15 protein-coding genes are annotated in these 15,726 nt (G+C 72.8%); 8 read left to right on the top strand and 7 right to left on the bottom strand.

Annotated features, from left to right (window positions below):
* The first annotated feature begins 22 nt into the window (after window positions 1–22).
* Window positions 23–1,024 (top strand): hydroxyacid dehydrogenase, encoded by a 1,002-nt coding sequence (locus ABGB14_RS29270; RefSeq protein ID WP_347647043.1) that lies wholly within the window; start codon window positions 23–25, stop codon window positions 1,022–1,024.
* A gap of 25 nt (window positions 1,025–1,049) precedes the next feature.
* Window positions 1,050–2,861 carry a protein kinase gene (locus ABGB14_RS29275; RefSeq protein WP_347647044.1) on the top strand — a complete coding sequence of 604 codons (1,812 nt, stop codon included), beginning with the start codon at window positions 1,050–1,052 and terminating at the stop codon, window positions 2,859–2,861.
* Here ABGB14_RS29275 and ABGB14_RS29280 read toward each other — a convergent pair.
* The 4 genes from ABGB14_RS29280 to ABGB14_RS29295 form a co-directional block, all read right to left on the bottom strand.
* Window positions 2,858–3,514: a hemerythrin domain-containing protein gene (locus ABGB14_RS29280; protein WP_347647045.1), complete on the bottom strand. Its 657-nt coding sequence runs from the start codon at window positions 3,512–3,514 to the stop codon at window positions 2,858–2,860. The genes ABGB14_RS29275 and ABGB14_RS29280 overlap by 4 nt on opposite strands.
* A 57-nt stretch (window positions 3,515–3,571) precedes the next feature.
* Window positions 3,572–7,207 carry a serine/threonine-protein kinase gene (locus tag ABGB14_RS29285; protein ID WP_347647046.1) on the bottom strand — a complete coding sequence of 1,212 codons (3,636 nt, stop codon included), beginning with the start codon at window positions 7,205–7,207 and terminating at the stop codon, window positions 3,572–3,574.
* A 106-nt stretch (window positions 7,208–7,313) separates the two neighbouring features.
* Window positions 7,314–7,868, bottom strand: coding sequence for a GNAT family protein (locus ABGB14_RS29290; RefSeq protein WP_347647047.1), 555 nt, complete (start codon window positions 7,866–7,868; stop codon window positions 7,314–7,316).
* A 9-nt stretch (window positions 7,869–7,877) separates the two neighbouring features.
* Window positions 7,878–8,390 carry a shikimate kinase gene (locus tag ABGB14_RS29295; RefSeq protein WP_347647048.1) on the bottom strand — a complete coding sequence of 171 codons (513 nt, stop codon included), beginning with the start codon at window positions 8,388–8,390 and terminating at the stop codon, window positions 7,878–7,880.
* Window positions 8,391–8,427: 37 nt separating this feature from the next.
* On the opposite strand from ABGB14_RS29295, the gene ABGB14_RS29300 reads away from it, so the two are divergent.
* A complete protein-coding gene (locus ABGB14_RS29300; RefSeq protein ID WP_347647049.1) occupies window positions 8,428–8,709 on the top strand; it encodes a hypothetical protein in 282 nt (93 codons plus the stop codon).
* A 13-nt stretch (window positions 8,710–8,722) separates the two neighbouring features.
* Entirely contained in the window at window positions 8,723–9,106 is a 384-nt protein-coding gene (locus tag ABGB14_RS29305) for a ChaB family protein (RefSeq protein ID WP_347647050.1), read from the top strand.
* Window positions 9,107–9,268: 162 nt separating this feature from the next.
* On the opposite strand, the gene ABGB14_RS29310 is transcribed toward ABGB14_RS29305, so the two are convergent.
* From ABGB14_RS29310 to ABGB14_RS29320, 3 genes are all read right to left on the bottom strand, one after another.
* The gene (locus ABGB14_RS29310) at window positions 9,269–11,095 is read right to left on the bottom strand and encodes a transketolase (protein WP_347647051.1); all 1,827 of its coding nucleotides are present in this window, start codon (window positions 11,093–11,095) and stop codon (window positions 9,269–9,271) included.
* Window positions 11,096–11,186: 91 nt separating this feature from the next.
* Window positions 11,187–12,200: an SDR family oxidoreductase gene (locus tag ABGB14_RS29315; protein WP_347647052.1), complete on the bottom strand. Its 1,014-nt coding sequence runs from the start codon at window positions 12,198–12,200 to the stop codon at window positions 11,187–11,189.
* A 7-nt stretch (window positions 12,201–12,207) separates the two neighbouring features.
* Window positions 12,208–12,465: a hypothetical protein gene (locus ABGB14_RS29320; protein WP_347647053.1), complete on the bottom strand. Its 258-nt coding sequence runs from the start codon at window positions 12,463–12,465 to the stop codon at window positions 12,208–12,210.
* A gap of 54 nt (window positions 12,466–12,519) precedes the next feature.
* Between ABGB14_RS29320 and ABGB14_RS29325 the strand changes: the two genes are divergently transcribed.
* From ABGB14_RS29325 to ABGB14_RS29340, 4 genes are all read left to right on the top strand, one after another.
* Window positions 12,520–13,572: a DNA topoisomerase IB gene (locus ABGB14_RS29325; RefSeq protein WP_347647054.1), complete on the top strand. Its 1,053-nt coding sequence runs from the start codon at window positions 12,520–12,522 to the stop codon at window positions 13,570–13,572.
* 43 nt (window positions 13,573–13,615) lie between these two features.
* Window positions 13,616–13,864: a BON domain-containing protein gene (locus ABGB14_RS29330; protein WP_347647055.1), complete on the top strand. Its 249-nt coding sequence runs from the start codon at window positions 13,616–13,618 to the stop codon at window positions 13,862–13,864.
* Window positions 13,848–14,588, top strand: a complete 741-nt coding sequence (locus ABGB14_RS29335) for a metallophosphoesterase (protein ID WP_347647056.1) — start codon at window positions 13,848–13,850, stop codon at window positions 14,586–14,588. The genes ABGB14_RS29330 and ABGB14_RS29335 overlap by 17 nt, the downstream gene beginning before the upstream one ends.
* Window positions 14,589–14,695: 107 nt before the next feature.
* Window positions 14,696–15,721, top strand: a complete 1,026-nt coding sequence (locus tag ABGB14_RS29340) for an FAD-binding oxidoreductase (protein ID WP_347647057.1) — start codon at window positions 14,696–14,698, stop codon at window positions 15,719–15,721.
* Window positions 15,722–15,726: the final 5 nt, after the last annotated feature.

Here is a 15,726-nt window from a genome sequence, read left to right on the forward strand (position 1 = left end):
GATCACCATCGGGGGGAGCGTCATGACTGAGGTGCGGCCGAAAACCCTGCTCGCCATGGGGCGGCAGGTGGCGGGAAGGCTCTTCACCGGGCAGGCGCGCGACCGGCTGACCGCCGTCGCCGACACCGACCCCGGCCTGGTCGCCGACGACTTCGCCGACCCGGCCGTGGCCGGCGCGCTGGCCGAGGCCGAGGTGCTCTGCACGAGCTGGTGGTGCCCGCCGATCACCGGCGACGTGCTGGCCAGGGCGCCGAGGCTGCGGGCGATCGTCCACGCGGCGGGCAGCGTGAAACACCACGTCACCGAGGCGTGCTGGGAGCGCGGCATCCTCGTCTCCTCCGCGGCGGCGGCCAACGCCGAACCCGTCGCCGAATACACGCTGGCCTCGATCCTGTTCGCCAACAAGCGCGTGCTGGACATCGCCAGGCTCTACCGCGAGCAGCGGACCTCCCTCGACCTGGAAGGCCTCTTCCCCGGGTTCGGCAACTACCGGCGCACGATCGGCATCGTCGGCGCCTCCTGGATCGGCCGGCGGGTCATCGAGCTGCTGCGGCCGTTCGACCTCGACGTGCTCGTCGCTGACCCGTACCTGACGGAGGACCTCGGCGTGCCCCACGTCGAGCTGGACGAGCTGTTCGAGCGGTGCGACGTGATCAGCCTGCACGCGCCCGCGATCCCCGAGACCAGGCACCTCGTCGACGCCGCCCGCCTCGCGCGGATGCGCGACGGCGCGACCCTGATCAACACCGCCCGCGGCGCGCTCGTCGACCACGACGCGCTCGTCGCCGAGCTGTCCAGCGGCCGGCTGTACGCGGTGATCGACGTGACCGAGCCCGAGGTGCCGCCCGCCGGCTCACCCCTCTACGACCTGCCCAACGTGCTGCTCACCCCGCACATCGCCGGCTCGCTCGGCGGCGAGCTGGGACGCATCGCCGACCTGGCGCTCGACGAGATCGCCAGGTACGCCCAGGGCCTGCCCTTCCGGTACGGGATCGAGGCGGACGCGCTGGCCACGAGTGCCTGACCGCGGGAAGGATAATCTGCTCCTCATGCACAGACGGGTGATCGACGGCCGTTTCGAGCTCGTCGAGCGGCTCGGCGGCGGGGGCATGGGCCTGGTGTGGCGGGCCTGGGACGTGGCCCTGCACCGCGAGGTCGCGCTCAAGGAGGTACGACCGCCCGACCCCGTCATGGACGAGCACGATCCCGCCGGCGCCCGCGAGCTGCGCGCCAGGGTGCTGCGCGAGGCCAGGGCGCTGGCCCGGCTCAACCACCCGCACGTGGCCGTCATCCACCACATCGTCGACCCGGGAGAGCACGACTACCCGTGGATCGTCATGGAGCTGGTCCCCGGCGGTTCCCTGCAGGACCGCATCCGGCACGGCCCCATGCCTCCCGACGCGGTGACCCGCCTCGGCCGCGAGGTGTTGTCCGCCTTACGCGCCGCGCACGCCGTCGGCATCCAGCACCGCGACGTCAAACCCGCCAACGTGCTGCTGCGCGAGGACGGCCGGTCGGTGCTCACCGACTTCGGCATCGCGGCGGTACGCGAGTCCACGACCCTGACGGCCACGGGCGCGTTCATCGGCTCGCCCGAGTACATGGCGCCCGAGCGCATCAACGGCGTCGAGGGCGAGCCGGCCGCCGACCTGTGGTCGCTCGGCATGATGATGTACGTGGCGGTGGAGGGGCGGCATCCGCTGCGCAGGAGCACGGCGCTGGCCACGCTGGCGGCCGTGCTCAACCAGGAGGTGCCGCCGCCCGAGCGCGCCGGGCCGCTCGCGCCGGTGCTCGCCGCCCTGCTCGTACGCGACCTGGAGGCCAGGCCGGACGCCGCGACCCTGGACCGCATGCTGGAGTCGGCCGGCGGAGCGCCACCCGGCTCCTACCCGCCGGCGTTCTCGGACCCGCCCGGCCCCGGCGCCGCCTCCGGCCCGCCGGCACCGCACGCCCCGATGCCCTCAGGACCGCAGCTGTCCGGGTCGCACTCGTCGGGGTCCTGGGCTGCACGTCCGATGGCGGGTGGTGCCGGCACCGCGCCGCCCGGACACCGCGGGGCGCCGCACCCGCCCCCGCGGGGTGGGACGCCGGTCGCGAAGGCCGGCGCCCGTCCGCGCAAGGGCGCCCGCACCGTGGCGATCACGGCGTCCACCGCTGTGGTCGTGGCGGCCGGGGTGCTGGTGTGGCAGTGGTTCCCGTCGCTGGGGACGGCCGGCCCCGGTGCTTCGCGCTCGCTCGCGAACGCTCCCGTGACCGAGCCCTCGGACCGGGGGCCGGCCGGCGGCGAGACGTCCGGTCCAGGACCGTCCGCCGGCGAGCCTTCCGGACGGGGGCCCAGCCGGGAGCCCTCCGGCGGCGACTCCTCCGGCCGCCGGCCCACAGCTTCCGGGTCCCCGAGCGCCGGCACGCCGGCCGCGAAGGAGAACCTGCTCACAACCGCCGGTGTCCGCGCCATGATCGCCAAGGTCAAGCCCGTCATCGGCGGGACCAAGGTGGTCAAGATGGTCGTATATCCGGAATATGCCTCCGTCGACGTGCCGGTGAAGGGCGACCCGGAGATCTACAGCAGCTTCTCCTACCGCGACGGCGAGGTCAGCCAGTCGCCCATGGGCGGCAAGGTGCGCGGCCCCACGGTGGACCTGTCCACGTACAACTGGGACGCCCTGCCCGCGCTGGTCAGGAAGGCGACCAAGGACCTGGGCGTGCCCAAGCCCACCTCGCGCTACGTGATCGTGGACCCCGACTACGGGTTCGACGGCATCCGGCAGGCGCTGCTCGTCTACGCGTCCGACGGGATCCGGTCCGGCTATCTGGTCGCCAACCGGAAGGGCAAGGTGCTCAGGATGTTCCCTGACGACTAGCCGAAGGCCGCGCGCTCGCGCCTGGCGTACCGGCCTCTGGTCAGGGCGACCAGCACCCGCAACGGCGCGCCGGCGCCCGCCAGCAGCCGCTCCGCCTCGTCCTCTGTGGCGTGGCGCAGCAGCCACGGAGCCGTGAACGTCAGCTGCCCGAACGACGCCCGCTTGGCGACCTGCCTCTCCGTCCAGGCGTAGGCCTCGTAGGGCACGAACCTGGAGATGATCGGGAAAAGGTCGGACTCCTCCTCCGCGATGTGCTCGTCCAGGAAGCCGAGCAGCTCGGCCAGGGCGCGCTTCAGCACGTGGCGCTCGCCGTGCAGCGCGGCCCGGCAGCGGTCGAGCACGGGGCCGAGCGCCTGGTGGTCGTCGGTGTACGGGCTGAGGTCCACGGCGTGGCCGGCCGTGCGCTCCACGATCGGCCACAACAGGTCGTCCTCGTTGGCATGGTGGTGGTGCACCTCGGCCAGGACCGAGGCCGCGTACGCGCGGGCGGCCCGGTTCCTGCCGCCGGTGAGCGGGGCGGTCCCGCCCAGCACGCCGATGAGCCGCCGCAGGTCCGCGAGCATGGCGCGGTGGATGACGTACATCGATGTGAGGTCGGGTTCGCGCTCCCCGTCCTCGCGGGGGGAGACGGCTGGGATTCGCACGGTTTCCATGCGGCCAGCATGGGCGGGAGCACTTTGCGTTCTCTGGTCGCCGGCTTGTCGCCCGAGTCAGCAGATGTCTCTGTAGCCGCTCTCCGGGATCAGGCGGCTCCACTCCTCCTCGCTCAGCGGGCCGTCGGCCCTGGCGCACACCTCCTGCGCCGTGAGCGCGGGATCGACCGGGGTCTCGCGAACGGTGCCGTCGAGCGCCACCCCGCGCAGCCGCCTGCCGTCCTGGCTGAACGCCGGCCCGGCGGCCCAGGATCCCAGCTCGCCGACCTCGCGCAGCGTGCGCACGTCCCAGAGCGACGTGCGGGCGGCGTCGATCGCGAGCAGGTCGCCCTGCGGCGAGAAGCGCAGCTCGTCCACCGGTGTCGTGCCGGTGCCGATGGTGCCGCGCGGCTCGCGCTCGTGCACGTCCCAGAGGAGCACCCGGCCGCCGTCCAGCCCGAACGCCAGGGTGCGGCCGTCGGGGGAGAAGGCGAGGGCGGTCGGCGTGGTCCGGGCGTTCCGCGCCGCCGCGAGGTCGAGCGGGGTGATCCCGCCGGTACGGAGATCGAGCAGATTGGCGCCCGCGGCCAGCGTCGAGCCGTCGGGGGAGAAGGCCAGCGCCGGGTCTCCCGCGCCCTCGTACACCTTGATCCGCCGCCCCTCGCGCACGTCCCACGTCTCCAGGGTGCTGCCGCGGGCGGTGGCCAGCGTGCCGCCGTCGGGGGAGAGCGCCACGGCGACAACGTCGCCGCCCGCGTCGATGGAGGTGACCTGCCTGGCGCCGGCCACCTCCCACACGGTCACGGGGTCGCCCGTGACGGCGAGCAGGCGCCCGCCCGCGTCGAAGGCCAGGTCGCCGGCGGCGGCGATCCGGCCGAGCGTCCTGCCCGCGACGGTGTCGGTGAGCTCGATCGCGTCGCCGACCTCCTTGGCGGCGAACCGGCCGTTGCCGCTGAAGGTGGCGGTGCGGCCCGCGTCGGAGGGGGCGGGGAGACCTGCGACGTCCAGCGAGACGACCGAGCCGGTGCCGCTCAGGTAGCGCAGGCTGCGCCCGTCCGGGGAGAACGCCAGGCCCTGCCCGGGAGCCTTGAGCGGGTAGGAGCCGGAGACCCGGCGCTCGGCCACGTTCCAGACCCGCACCTCGCCGGCGCCCGGCAAGGCCAGCAGGCGGCCGTCCGGGCTGAAGACGGGCGGGCCGTCCAGCGGGCCGTCCACCGTGCCCAGGGCCAGGGTGCCGGTCTCGGTCGGTGCCCGCTGCTCCTCCGCACGGAACATCTCCGCGCCGTTCTCAGGGCTGGGACTCCTGACCCCGTCCACACCGCCAGGCGTCGTGCCCTCATCGCCGGGCACCTTCACCTGCGAGAACCGCGCACTGTCCGCACCCGGCCGCCCGCCGCCGGGAAGGGCGCCGGTGGAGGGACGTCCGTCGCCCGCCGCCGGTGGTTTCTCGACCGAGGAGGGCCGGGCGGAGGGCCGGGTGGAGGGCGGGGAGGAAGGCAGGGCGGAGGGGTGCGAGGACGGCGGGATGGAGGGCGGAGTGGAGGACAGGGTGGAAGGCGGGGCGGAAGGCGGGGTGGAAGGCGCAGGGGACGCCGGGGCCGTGGCGGTGGTCAGCGGCCCGGAGGGCTGGGAGCGCGGTGTACGGGCGGCGGCGCGGCCGGCGGCGACGAGCGTGACCCCCTCGCGCCCCGCCACGGCCAGCGTGGTCCCGTCGGGGCTGAACGCGAGGGCGGGCGCCGCGGCGTCCGGGCCGGTGAGCGGCTGGACCTCGATCGTCCCCGTCCGGGCCTTCGGCGCCAGCTCCCAGATCTCGACCCGCCCGTCCAGCCGGGAGAACGCCGCCCTTGACCCGTCGCGGGCGAGCGCCACCGTGCGGTCGGCGACGTCGAACAACACCTGCGACCCCCGGTAGACCCGCGTCCTGCCGGCCCTGGCGATCGCGAACGTGGCGGCCGGGGACGGCGGCCGGCCGGTCGCCACGTCGAGCGGCCTCCCACCCGCCCCCTCGGCGTGGCGCCCGTCGTCGCTCAGCGCCACGATCCCCGCCGGCAGCCGGTACGAGGCGAGCCGCCGCCCCCGGGCCACGTCCCAGACGGTGACCGTGCCGGTGTCCCACCGGACCAGCTCGTCCCCGCGCAGCAGGTAGCGGGCGCGCAGGTCGGCGGCCGGGTCGGTGAACACGCCCAGCTCCGGCTGGACGAGCGAGGCCTGCAGCGCGGCCCGCGCCTCGAAGACGGGTGACAACCGCCAGGCGGCCACGCTGAGCCGCATCGCCGTGCGCGGGTCGCTCGACCGCATCGCCTCGGCCCTGGCGGCCACGGACCGCGCGTCGGCGTCGAGGAGCCGGTCGCGCAGGTCGTACTGGCCGTACACGGACACCACGGACATCGTCACCGCCGCGGCCAGCAGCGCGCCGAGCGTCACCACGGAGGGGGCGAGGAGCTTCCTGCGCTGCTTGGACAGGGCCACGCTGTCGTTGATGAAGTCGCGTTCGAGCTGGTTGAGCCGCAGGTGGCGGCGCTTGGTCGCGGCCCAGCCGAGCGCCGAGTCGAGGGCCTCGCCGCGCAGGAGCCGGCTTCGGCCCCGCTGGTGCTCCGACCACTGCCGGGCGGCCACCCGGATCCGGCGGTGCACGTGCATGCTCTCGCGCTCGTCCGCGGCCCAGCCGCGCAGCCTGGGCCAGGCGCGGTAGAGGGCGGCGCTGGCCGGGGCCACCCGGTCGTCGCTGAGGGCCACGAGCTTGCCCATGGACGTCTCGACCGGCGCCACGCGCACGCTCCGGCGTACCAGCAGGCCGGCGTCCATGAGCGGGCCGAGCACCTCGCCCTCGTCGTGCGGGTTGTCGCCGTCGAGCAGGCGCAGCAGCAGCCCGGGCACCTCCTCCTGCTGCCGGGGCGTGAGCGACTGGTAGACCTCCTCGGCCACCTCGCCGAGCGAGCGCGGGCGCGCGTGGCCTTCCGGGGGGCGAAGCACCTCTCCTGCCCCGATCAGCAGCTCGGCCGCCGCGGGCCGGTCGGCGGGATCCTTGGCCAGGGCCCGTCCGACCAGGCCGCGCAGGGGTTCGGGCAGGTCGCTCAGGTCGGGGTCGAAGGTGAGCAGCCGGTGCATGATGCCGCCCAGGCTCTCGCCGCGGAACGGATCGCGCCCGGTGGCCGCGTACACCACCACCGCCCCCCAGGCGAACACGTCGGCCGGCGCGCCCGCCTCCTCCCCGGTCAGGACCTCGGGAGCGAGGTAGGTGCACGTCTCGCCCACCGGCCGGCAGGAGGGCAGGCCGAGCTCGATCACCTTGAGACCTCCGGCGGCCAGGAGCACGCATTCCGGGTTGATCCCCTGGTGCGTCAGCTTCTCCTCGTGCAGCGCGTCGATCGCGGCCCCCAGCGAGCCGGCCAGCGCCAGCAGCTCGTCGCGTTCGTACGGCCCGTGCAGGGCGATCGCCTGCCGCAGGTCGGGCCCGTCGACGAACTCGCTCACCACGTAGGGGACTCCGCCGTCGACCCCCGCGTCGACCACCTCGGCCAGGTGGCGGCAGGTCACCCGCTCGAACCGGCGCCCCGCCTCGCCCCGCGACTCGGGCGCCGCCTCGCCGCGCGGCACCGTGACGGCGAACCTGCGCCCGTCGTCATCGTAGGCGTCGTAGACGACGCCGCGCCCGCCCGCGCCGAGCCTGGCGGCCAGCCAGTAGCCGCCAAGCCTCTCGGGGTCACCAGGCACCAGGCGCATCGTCACTGAGGCTTAGATGCACGACACCGTCCAATGGTTGTCCGAAATGACGCGACAGGTCCCCCGCGCGCCTCGGGGGACCCATGCGTCATGATCATTATGCCAGGGTTCCGGATCTTGCCTGCCACCCGGGGCGGAGCATCGCCATGATCACGCAGTCGTGCCATGCGCCGCCCCACAACAAGGAGTCACGTTTCACGCCCTCCTCCACGAAGCCGATCTTCTTGTAGACGTGTCGTGCGCGGTCGTTGAAAGCGTAGACCTCCAGCGCGATCCGGTGCAGTGGGGTCGTGCCGAAGGCGTGTCCGAGGACCAGCTCGATGGCCTCCGTGCCGTAGCCCCTGCCGAACGCCCGAGGGCCGATCAGCGCGATGCGCAGGTTGCACGACAGGTTGGCGCGGTCGAGGGCGTTGAGGACCACCTCGCCCGCGTAACCGTCGCCGGTCATGATCGCCAGGTCGAGCCGGTCGGCGTGCTGCGCCCGGCTCGCGCACCACCGGCGGGCGCCCTCGAAGTCGAACTCGCCGTGCGAGCCGGTCAGCCGCCGCACCTCCGGGTCGCGAACCAGCTCGTACAGGCCTTCCGCGTGCTCGGGACCGACCGGGCGCAGCGTCACGCGCGCGCCCTCCAGCACGGGTTTCTCGGCGAACATCTCCCTTGCCTATCGGTCGCGATCACCGGCGGGCAAACCCATTTCCCGCACCACCTTGTCGCGCACCTGCTCGGGGCTGAGCTCGCTGACGTCGCACACCGTGTCCGCCACCTCACGGAAATAGCCCTCGCGGCGGGCCCGCATGGCCGCCGGGTCGAAGTCGGGACGGTGGTCGCTCGAACGCATCCGCTCGGCCAGCACCTTGTCGGGGGCGTCGACCCAGGCCACGAACGCGGCCCGCAATGCCGCCCGGACCTCGGGGTCCTCGACCGTGCTCGCCGCCGCCGCGATCACCTTGGGCGGGCCGGCCAGTTCGCGCAGCACGTGTTCGGCCTCGTAGAGGTGCAGCGCGGCCGCGCCCTCGCGGGCGGCGATCTGCGCGGCGGTGCCGCCGTACCTCGACTTCAGAAACGGATCGCTGTCGCTGAACTCCCGCCCCAGCGCCTCGGCGATCAGCACGCCCGCCGTCGTCTTGCCCGATCCCATGAGCCCGATCACCACGACTGGTTTGTTTTTCGACATGTGGATAGAGGTCCTTCGTGTTAAGGAGGTAAATCAGATGACCATCGCCGGAAGCATCATCCTCATCATGCTCGGTGCGATCCTCACCTGGGCCGTCGAGTTCGACCTCGCCGGTCTCGACATCAACGTAGTGGGTCTGGTCCTCATGCTCGGAGGCCTGGTCGGACTCGGGTTCGGCATCTACCGGATCAGCGTCACCCGCCGGGCGGTCGGCCCCATCGACGAGCCGGTCCACCGTCACGAGATCTACGAGGAGCCCGAGGCCAGGAGGACGACCGTCTACGAGGAACGGCGTCACTACGACGAACCACCGCTGTAGGAGGTGAAGCGACATGCCAGCAGTCGAAGAACTGCCGTCGACCATCAGGCGCTCGCCGAAGAAGGCACAGAACACGTGGATCAAGGCGCACGACTCGGCAGTGCAGGAGTACGGCGAGGGGCGGCGCGCCCACATGACGGCGTTCGCGGCGCTGAAGCACTCCTTCGAGAAGGTCGGCGACCACTGGGAGCCGAAGTCGAAGAAGGGTCCTTCCGACAAGGGCGCCACGGACCGGTCCGGCAGGACGGCCGAGGGCGTCGACGCCAACGCCAGCAAGGAACACCTGCAGGGCGTGGCCGCCAAGCTGGGCGTGCGCGGCCGGTCGAAGATGACCAAGCAGGAGCTGGTGTCGGCGATCAAGAAGGCCAACAGGAAGGCCACGGCGAAGGCTCGCTGACCGGCGCGCAGTCCGGAGGCGGCCGGCTCGTCACGAGGCCGGCGGGAGAGGGAGGCGGCACCGCGCCACCCCCTCGACCGCCGGCCTTTCCATGCCCCGCCTAACACCCGGCCGCCCGGCCGCGCGAGCACCCGGCCGCGCGAGCAGCTCGGCCTGAGCGGGTCACAGCACCCGCTTGACGGCCTCCACGATCGCGCGGCGGTCGATGCCGGCGTCGGCGAGCTGCTCCTCCGGTTTGGCGGACCCCGGCAGCCCGGTCACGGCCAGCTTCACCACTCGCGGCCCGAGCTCGCTGACGGCGTCCAGCACCGCGTCGCCCAGCCCGCCTTCGAGCCGGTGGTCCTCCACCGTGATCAGGTTGCCCGTGGTGGTGGCCGCCTCCACCAGCACCGCCGAGTCGACCGGCTTGACCGAGTACAGATCGATCACTCCCACGGGGACTCCCGCCGTCTCCAGCTCGCCGGCCGCCGCCAGCGCCTCGTGCACGGTCACCCCGGCGGCCACGATCGTGGCCCGGTCGCCGCTCGACTGCCGCAGCACCCGTGACCCGCCGACGGGGAACCGCTCGCCCGGCGGATAGATCACGGGCGTGCTGCCGCGCGTGGTCCTCAGGTAGGACACGCCCTCGACGCCGGCCATCTCGGCGATCAGCGAGGCGGTCTGGTTGGCGTCGCACGGGTAGAGCACGGTGCTGCCGTACAGGGCCCGCATCATGGCCAGGTCCTCCAGCCCCATCTGCGAGGGGCCGTCCTCGCCGATCGACACCCCGGCGTGCGACCCGATCAGCCGGATCGACGCCCGGCTGACCCCGGCCATCCTGATGAAGTCGTGCGCCCTGGTCAGGAACGCGGCGAACGTGGCGGCGTACGGGATCCATCCGCGGATCTGCATCCCGACGGCGGCGGCGACGAGCTGCTGCTCGGCGATGTACATCTCGAAGAACCGCTCGGGGAAGCGCTGCGCGAAGGCCTCGGTCCTGGTGGAGTCGGCCACCTCGCCGTCCAGCGCCACGACGTCGCCGCGGGCCGCGCCGAGCGCCGCCAGCGCCTCCCCGTACGCCGTCCGCGTCGCGACCTGCTCGCCCACCTCGTACGCGGGCGGCTCCAGCGGGCCGGAGCCGAACCGGTACGGCTCGGCGGCCGCGTCCGGCCTGCGCACGGTGACGCGTACGTCCCGCGGCCCGCCCAGCTCGTCGACGGCCTTGTCGGCGTCCTTGAGCGGCTTGCCGTGGGCGCCCTCGCGGTTCTCGACCTCCAGCACGCCCTCGCCCTTGCGGGTCTTGGCCAGGATGGCGGTGGGGCGCCTGCGCGTCTTGCAGGCGTCCTGCAGAGCGAAGTCGATCTCCCCGGGGTCGTGCCCGTCGATCTCGATCGTGTGCCAGCCGAACGCCGAGAAGCGCCGCGCGTACGCGCCCGTGTCCCACCCGTGCCGGGTGGGTCCCCTCTGCCCGAGCCTGTTGACGTCGACGATCGCGGTCAGATTGGCCAGGCCCTCGCCGCCCGCGTGCTCGGCGGCCTCCCAGATGGACCCCTCGGCGAGCTCGCTGTCGCCGCAGAGCACCCACACCCGGTACGGCATGCGTTCCAGCCGCCCGGCCATCGCCACCCCGACGCCCACCGGCAGCCCCTGCCCGAGCGAGCCGGTGGCCACGTCCACCCAGGGCAGCCGAGGTGTCGGGTGCCCTTCCAGCCGGCTGCCGCGCCGCCTGAACGTCAGGAGCTCCTCGTCCCCGATGACACCGGCCGCCTTGTACAGCGAGTACAGCAGGGGAGAGGCGTGCCCCTTGGACAGGATCACGTGGTCGTTGGCCGGGTTGTCCGGCTGGTCGAAGTCGTAGCGGAGGTGTCTCGCGAACAGCACGGCCATCAGGTCGGCCGCGGACATGGATGACGTGGGATGTCCCGAGCCGGCCGCGGCGGCGGCGCGGACGGAGTCGACGCGCAGCTGTGCCGCCAGCTCCGCCAGGAACTGCAGATCGTGTTCGGCCATCATGACCTCCTGGAGAGTTTCGGCCCGCCCTACCCCCGCCGCCTCGCTCGACGCGGGCGGCCCCCGTCGTCTGTGGTGCTGTCGTGGACGGTCAGCGCCGCAGGCGCCGGCCGAGGGTGGCGAGGGCGCCGGCGGCCGTGCCCGCGGCCAGCGTGATCAGGACCGGCCGGCGGTGCCGGGAGAGCCAGACCTGGGGACTGCGCGCATGGGAGCGCTGGTCGAAGATGCCGTGGGCGCCGTAGTCCGTCGTCTCGTCGGCCGGGTCCCAGAGGTTGGACACGCCGCTGGGGGGTTTCTCGTCGGTCTGCTGCGAGCTCACTCCCGTCCGTGCCAGATAGCGGTCCACCAGGGCCGGGGCCACGCGCTGGGCCAGGAGGGTGGCCGCGGTGCTCATTCCCACCCAGTACTCCTTACGCTCCGGGTGCTCGGCGGCGTACACGATCGCCCGCGCCGCGACCTCGGGCTGGTAGATCGGGGGGACCGGCTGGGGGTGGCGGCGGAGTTTGGACAGCACCCACTCGAACTGGGGGGTGTTGACGGCGGGCAGCTGGACGAGCGTGACCTGGATGTCGCTCCCGTCCGCCAGCAGCTCCGTGCGGACCGATTCCGAGAAGCCCTTGATCGCGTGTTTGGCGCCGCAGTAGGCCGACTGCAGCGGGATGCCGCGCTGGGACAGCGCCGAGCCGGTCTGGACGACGGCGCCGGTGCCGCGCGGCCGCATCAGGTCGAGGGCCACCTTGGTGCCCCAGACGTAGCCGAGGTAGGTGACGGCCGTCGTACGGCTGAACTCCTCAGGGGAGATGTCCTGAAATTTCGCGAAGACGGAGGAGAAAGCGGTGTTGATCCACACCGAGATGGGGCCCATCTCCGCCTCGATCTTCTCAGCGGCCTTGCGTACCTCGTCATAGTCCGCCACGTCCGCCTCGTAGACCTGCCCGCTGCCTCCCTCGACCCCCACGTCCACCGCTGCCGCGCCCAGCCCGGCCGTGCCTCTGGCGATCAGGGCCACCCTGGCCCTCCGCCGCCCGAGCTCGCGGACGACCGCACGCCCGACCCCGCCACTCGCGCCCGTCACCACCACTACGCGCCCGCTCAACTGCGCCATGTCGGGATCAGCCCGCCTCTCCGTCGCTCCGCTGCTTCTGGCGGCGTACGGCCAGCGTGATGTCGATCACCGTGAGCACCGCCAGCACGGCTGCGATGCCCGTCATGACCGGGGCGCCCGCGATGAGCCCGAGCACCGCGACCGCGAACAGGAACACCAGCAGGAACGAGCCCACCCTGATGTGCACCACGTCGCGAGGGGTGGCGGGCACCATGGCGTGACCTCTGCTGGACTTCTCCTCGTGCCACTCTCCGTGTTCAGACATGCCGCTCACCTGCCCGTCCCGTTTGCGAGGTAACGTCCTGGGTAGCCGTGCCCGGTGCCCGAGCCTGACCAGAACGTGGACCCGCGACCCCGCGCCGGCGGTCCCGACCTGCGGCCCAGCGACCAGAACGAGCCGGGGATCGTACGACGGCGATGCGGCCGGGGATTCTCCTACGTGGCCCCGGACGGCGGGCCGGTGCGCGACCGCGCCACGGTGGAGCGGATCAAGGCGCTGGCGATCCCGCCGGCCTGGAAAGACGTGTGGATCTGCGCCTCGCCCGACGGGCACCTGCAGGCGGTCGGCACGGACGCGGCAGGGCGCAGGCAGTACCGCTACCACGACGTCTGGCGGGAGCAGCAGGACCGGGAGAAGTTCGACCGGGTGCTGGAGGTGGCCGAGCGGCTGCCCGCGTTCAGGAAGGCCGTGGACGACCAGCTCCAGGGCCGCGGCCTGACCCGGCGGCGGGTGCTGGCCGCCGCCGCCCGCCTGCTCGACATCGGCTTCTTCCGCATCGGCGGCGAGAGCTACGACACCTACGGGCTGGCCACGCTGAGGATGGAGCACGTCACCTGCGCCCGCGGCGTGGTCGTCTGCTCCTACCAGGCCAAGGGCGACGTCGCCCGCGAGGTCGAGCTGGCCGATCCCGGGGCGTGCCGGGTGCTCAGGTCGCTCAAGGCGCTCGGGGAGGACGGTGAGTTGCTGCGCTACCGGCACGCGGGCGGCTGGAGCGACATCAGGAGCGAGGACATCAACGACTACCTGCGCCAGATCATCGGGTACGAGGTCACGGCCAAGGACTTCCGCACCTGGCACGCCACGGTGCTGGCCGCCGTGGGGCTGGCGGTGTCCGGGCCGGCCGGCGCGGAGGGGCGGACGAAGAAGCAGAAGGCGATCGTGCGCGTCATGCGCGAGGTCGCCGAGTACCTGGGCAACACCCCCGCCGTGGCGCGCGCCTCGTACGTGGATCCGCGCGTGGTCGAGGCGTACGAGCGGGACAGGACCATCGCGGCGGTGCTGACCGAGCTCGGGGCGGACGCCGACTTCGGGCAGCTGGCCACGGCGGGCACGGTGGAACGGGCGGTCATAGACCTAATTCGTGCTGTTTGACCGGTTTATACCCGGGAATGCGGCGACAGGGAAGGAGACAGCGATGGAGGCTCCGCAGTACGTCGCGGCCCGCGTTCAGCAGGCGCTGGCCGAGGACGGGCGCACCAACGAGCTGGGCATCCGCGTGGACATCAGAGGCGACCAGCTGTTCCTGCGCGGTCAGGTGAGCGAGGCCGAGCAGCGCACGCGGCTCGGCCAGGTGGCGCACGAGACCGCGCCCGAGCTCCGCGTGCACAACGAGATCAACATCGTGGACGCCACCGAGCCAGGAGAGGATGAGCATCTTGACTGACCTGCGCATCGCCGCAGTGGGCGACATTCACCTGGGCGAGGACGGCAGGGGCCACTACCGGCGCAGGCTGGAGGGCATCGAGGAGCGCGCCGACGTGTTCATGCTCGCGGGCGACCTCACCAGGCACGGCACGCTGCAGGAGGGAAAGGTGGTGGCCGACGAGCTGCGCGACCTGCCGATTCCGGCCGTAGCCGTGCTCGGCAACCACGACTACCACTCCGACCTGCAGGACGAGATCGCAGATGAGCTCCGCGACGCCGGGGTGATCGTGCTCGACGACGACGGCGTCGTGCTCCAGTGCGGTGACACGAAGCTGGGGGTCGTCGGCGGGAAGGGCTTCGGCGGCGGGTTCGCCGGCAAGTGCGCCAGCGAGTTCGGCGAGCGCGAGATCAAGAACTTCGTCGCCCACACCCGCTCCATCGCCGAGGCGTGGAAGGTCGCGCTGAAGGAGATCGTGGCCGACGAGCGCGTGGTGCTGTCGCACTACTCGCCCGTCAAGGAGACGCTGGAGGGCGAGCCTCCGGAGATCTACCCCTTCCTCGGCAGCTATCTCCTGGCGGAGGCCGTCGACACGGCCGGCGCGGACCTGGTCCTCCACGGGCACGCGCACAAGGGCAGCCCGAAGGGCATGACGCCGGGCGGCATCCGGGTGCGCAACGTGGCCCTGCCGGTGCTCGGCCGGGCGTACGGCGTTTACTGCCTCGAATGCGAGAACGGGTTCTGACGCGCAGGGTGGACAGATGCGATGGAGCCATCGCGCTCGACAGGCCGAGTCCTCCGGTGGCCGAAATCCGGTGTCGCGGCGATGCCCCCACCTGTTAGAACGCTGGAATGACAGATCGCAGCATCGTCGTGGTCGGCGCCGGCATCGTCGGGGCGTCACTGGCGTACCACCTGGCCGGGCACGGACGACCCGTCACGTTGATCGATGCGGGCCTGCCTGGTTCGGGCGCCACCCGCGCTTCGTTCGCCTGGATCGGACGACCGGCCGTCAGCGACCTGCCCTCGGCGCCGCTGCGCTATCTCGCACTGGACGAGTACCGGCGGCTGGAGACGGAGCTTCCCGGACTGTCGATCCGCTGGTCGGGCTCGATCAGCTGGGACGGCTTCGACGAGAGCCCGGGGGCGCGCACCGACGACGTCGGAGCGCTGGAACCGCACCTGCTCCATCCGCCGGCCGAGGCCGTCCATAGTCCGGAAGATGCGGCGTTCGACCCGGTCGCGGCGACCGAACTCCTGGTCGCCGCCGCACGAAACCGAGGCGCGCGGTTGCTGACGGGCGTGCTGGCGACTGCCCTCGACCACCAGGCGGGCACGGTGAGCGGCGTCCGGACGACCGCCGGAACCGTTCCCGCTGAGACCGTCGTCCTGGCCGCCGGTACCGGCACGGTGGCCCTGTGCTCGGGGATCGGCATCGACCTGCCCGTCGAGCCGTCGCCCGCTGTCCTTGTCCGGTTGCGCGCGACGCCGGGCCTGGTCCGGACGATCGTCGCGACGCCGTCACTGGAGGTCCGGCAGCTCGACGACGGCACGGTCCTCGCCCCCGTGGCGTACGGCGGGGAGACGGACCAGGCCGCGCTGCTCGGGACCGCCCGGCGTGCCCGCGACCGGTTCGCTGCTTCCTTCACCGGCGCCGCCGACACGAAGATCGTCTCCGGCGAGATCGGCTGGCGCCCCATGCCTGCCGATGGCGAACCGGTCATCGGCCGCCCCGCCGGCACCCGGGGTCTGTACATCACCGTGATGCACTCGGCGATCACCCTGGCCGCCGCAGCCGGCCGCCTTGCCGCTTCCGAGATCCTCGCCGGCTTGCCGGCCCCCGAGCTCGCCGGTTGCCGGCCGGACCGGTTCCGCTGAGTTCC

Origin of the sequence: Nonomuraea sp. B10E15, assembly GCF_039871615.1 — a bacterium.
GTDB lineage: Bacteria > Actinomycetota > Actinomycetes > Streptosporangiales > Streptosporangiaceae > Nonomuraea.

Bases quoted from the DNA above. Each gene is read 5' to 3' on its own strand.
- ABGB14_RS29305 (WP_347647050.1), top strand. From the start codon at position 8,723: ATGCCAGCAGTCGAAGAACTGCCGTCGACCATCAGGCGCTCGCCGAAG.
- ABGB14_RS29295 (WP_347647048.1), bottom strand. From the start codon at position 8,390: ATGTCGAAAAACAAACCAGTCGTGGTGATCGGGCTCATGGGATCGGGC.
- ABGB14_RS29290 (WP_347647047.1), bottom strand. From the start codon at position 7,868: ATGTTCGCCGAGAAACCCGTGCTGGAGGGCGCGCGCGTGACGCTGCGC.
- ABGB14_RS29310 (WP_347647051.1), bottom strand. From the start codon at position 11,095: ATGGCCGAACACGATCTGCAGTTCCTGGCGGAGCTGGCGGCACAGCTG.
- ABGB14_RS29300 (WP_347647049.1), top strand. From the start codon at position 8,428: ATGACCATCGCCGGAAGCATCATCCTCATCATGCTCGGTGCGATCCTC.
- ABGB14_RS29270 (WP_347647043.1), top strand. From the start codon at position 23: ATGACTGAGGTGCGGCCGAAAACCCTGCTCGCCATGGGGCGGCAGGTG.
- ABGB14_RS29315 (WP_347647052.1), bottom strand. From the start codon at position 12,200: ATGGCGCAGTTGAGCGGGCGCGTAGTGGTGGTGACGGGCGCGAGTGGC.
- ABGB14_RS29330 (WP_347647055.1), top strand. From the start codon at position 13,616: ATGGAGGCTCCGCAGTACGTCGCGGCCCGCGTTCAGCAGGCGCTGGCC.
- ABGB14_RS29275 (WP_347647044.1), top strand. From the start codon at position 1,050: ATGCACAGACGGGTGATCGACGGCCGTTTCGAGCTCGTCGAGCGGCTC.
- ABGB14_RS29280 (WP_347647045.1), bottom strand. From the start codon at position 3,514: ATGGAAACCGTGCGAATCCCAGCCGTCTCCCCCCGCGAGGACGGGGAG.
- ABGB14_RS29335 (WP_347647056.1), top strand. From the start codon at position 13,848: ATGAGCATCTTGACTGACCTGCGCATCGCCGCAGTGGGCGACATTCAC.
- ABGB14_RS29340 (WP_347647057.1), top strand. From the start codon at position 14,696: ATGACAGATCGCAGCATCGTCGTGGTCGGCGCCGGCATCGTCGGGGCG.
- ABGB14_RS29320 (WP_347647053.1), bottom strand. From the start codon at position 12,465: ATGTCTGAACACGGAGAGTGGCACGAGGAGAAGTCCAGCAGAGGTCAC.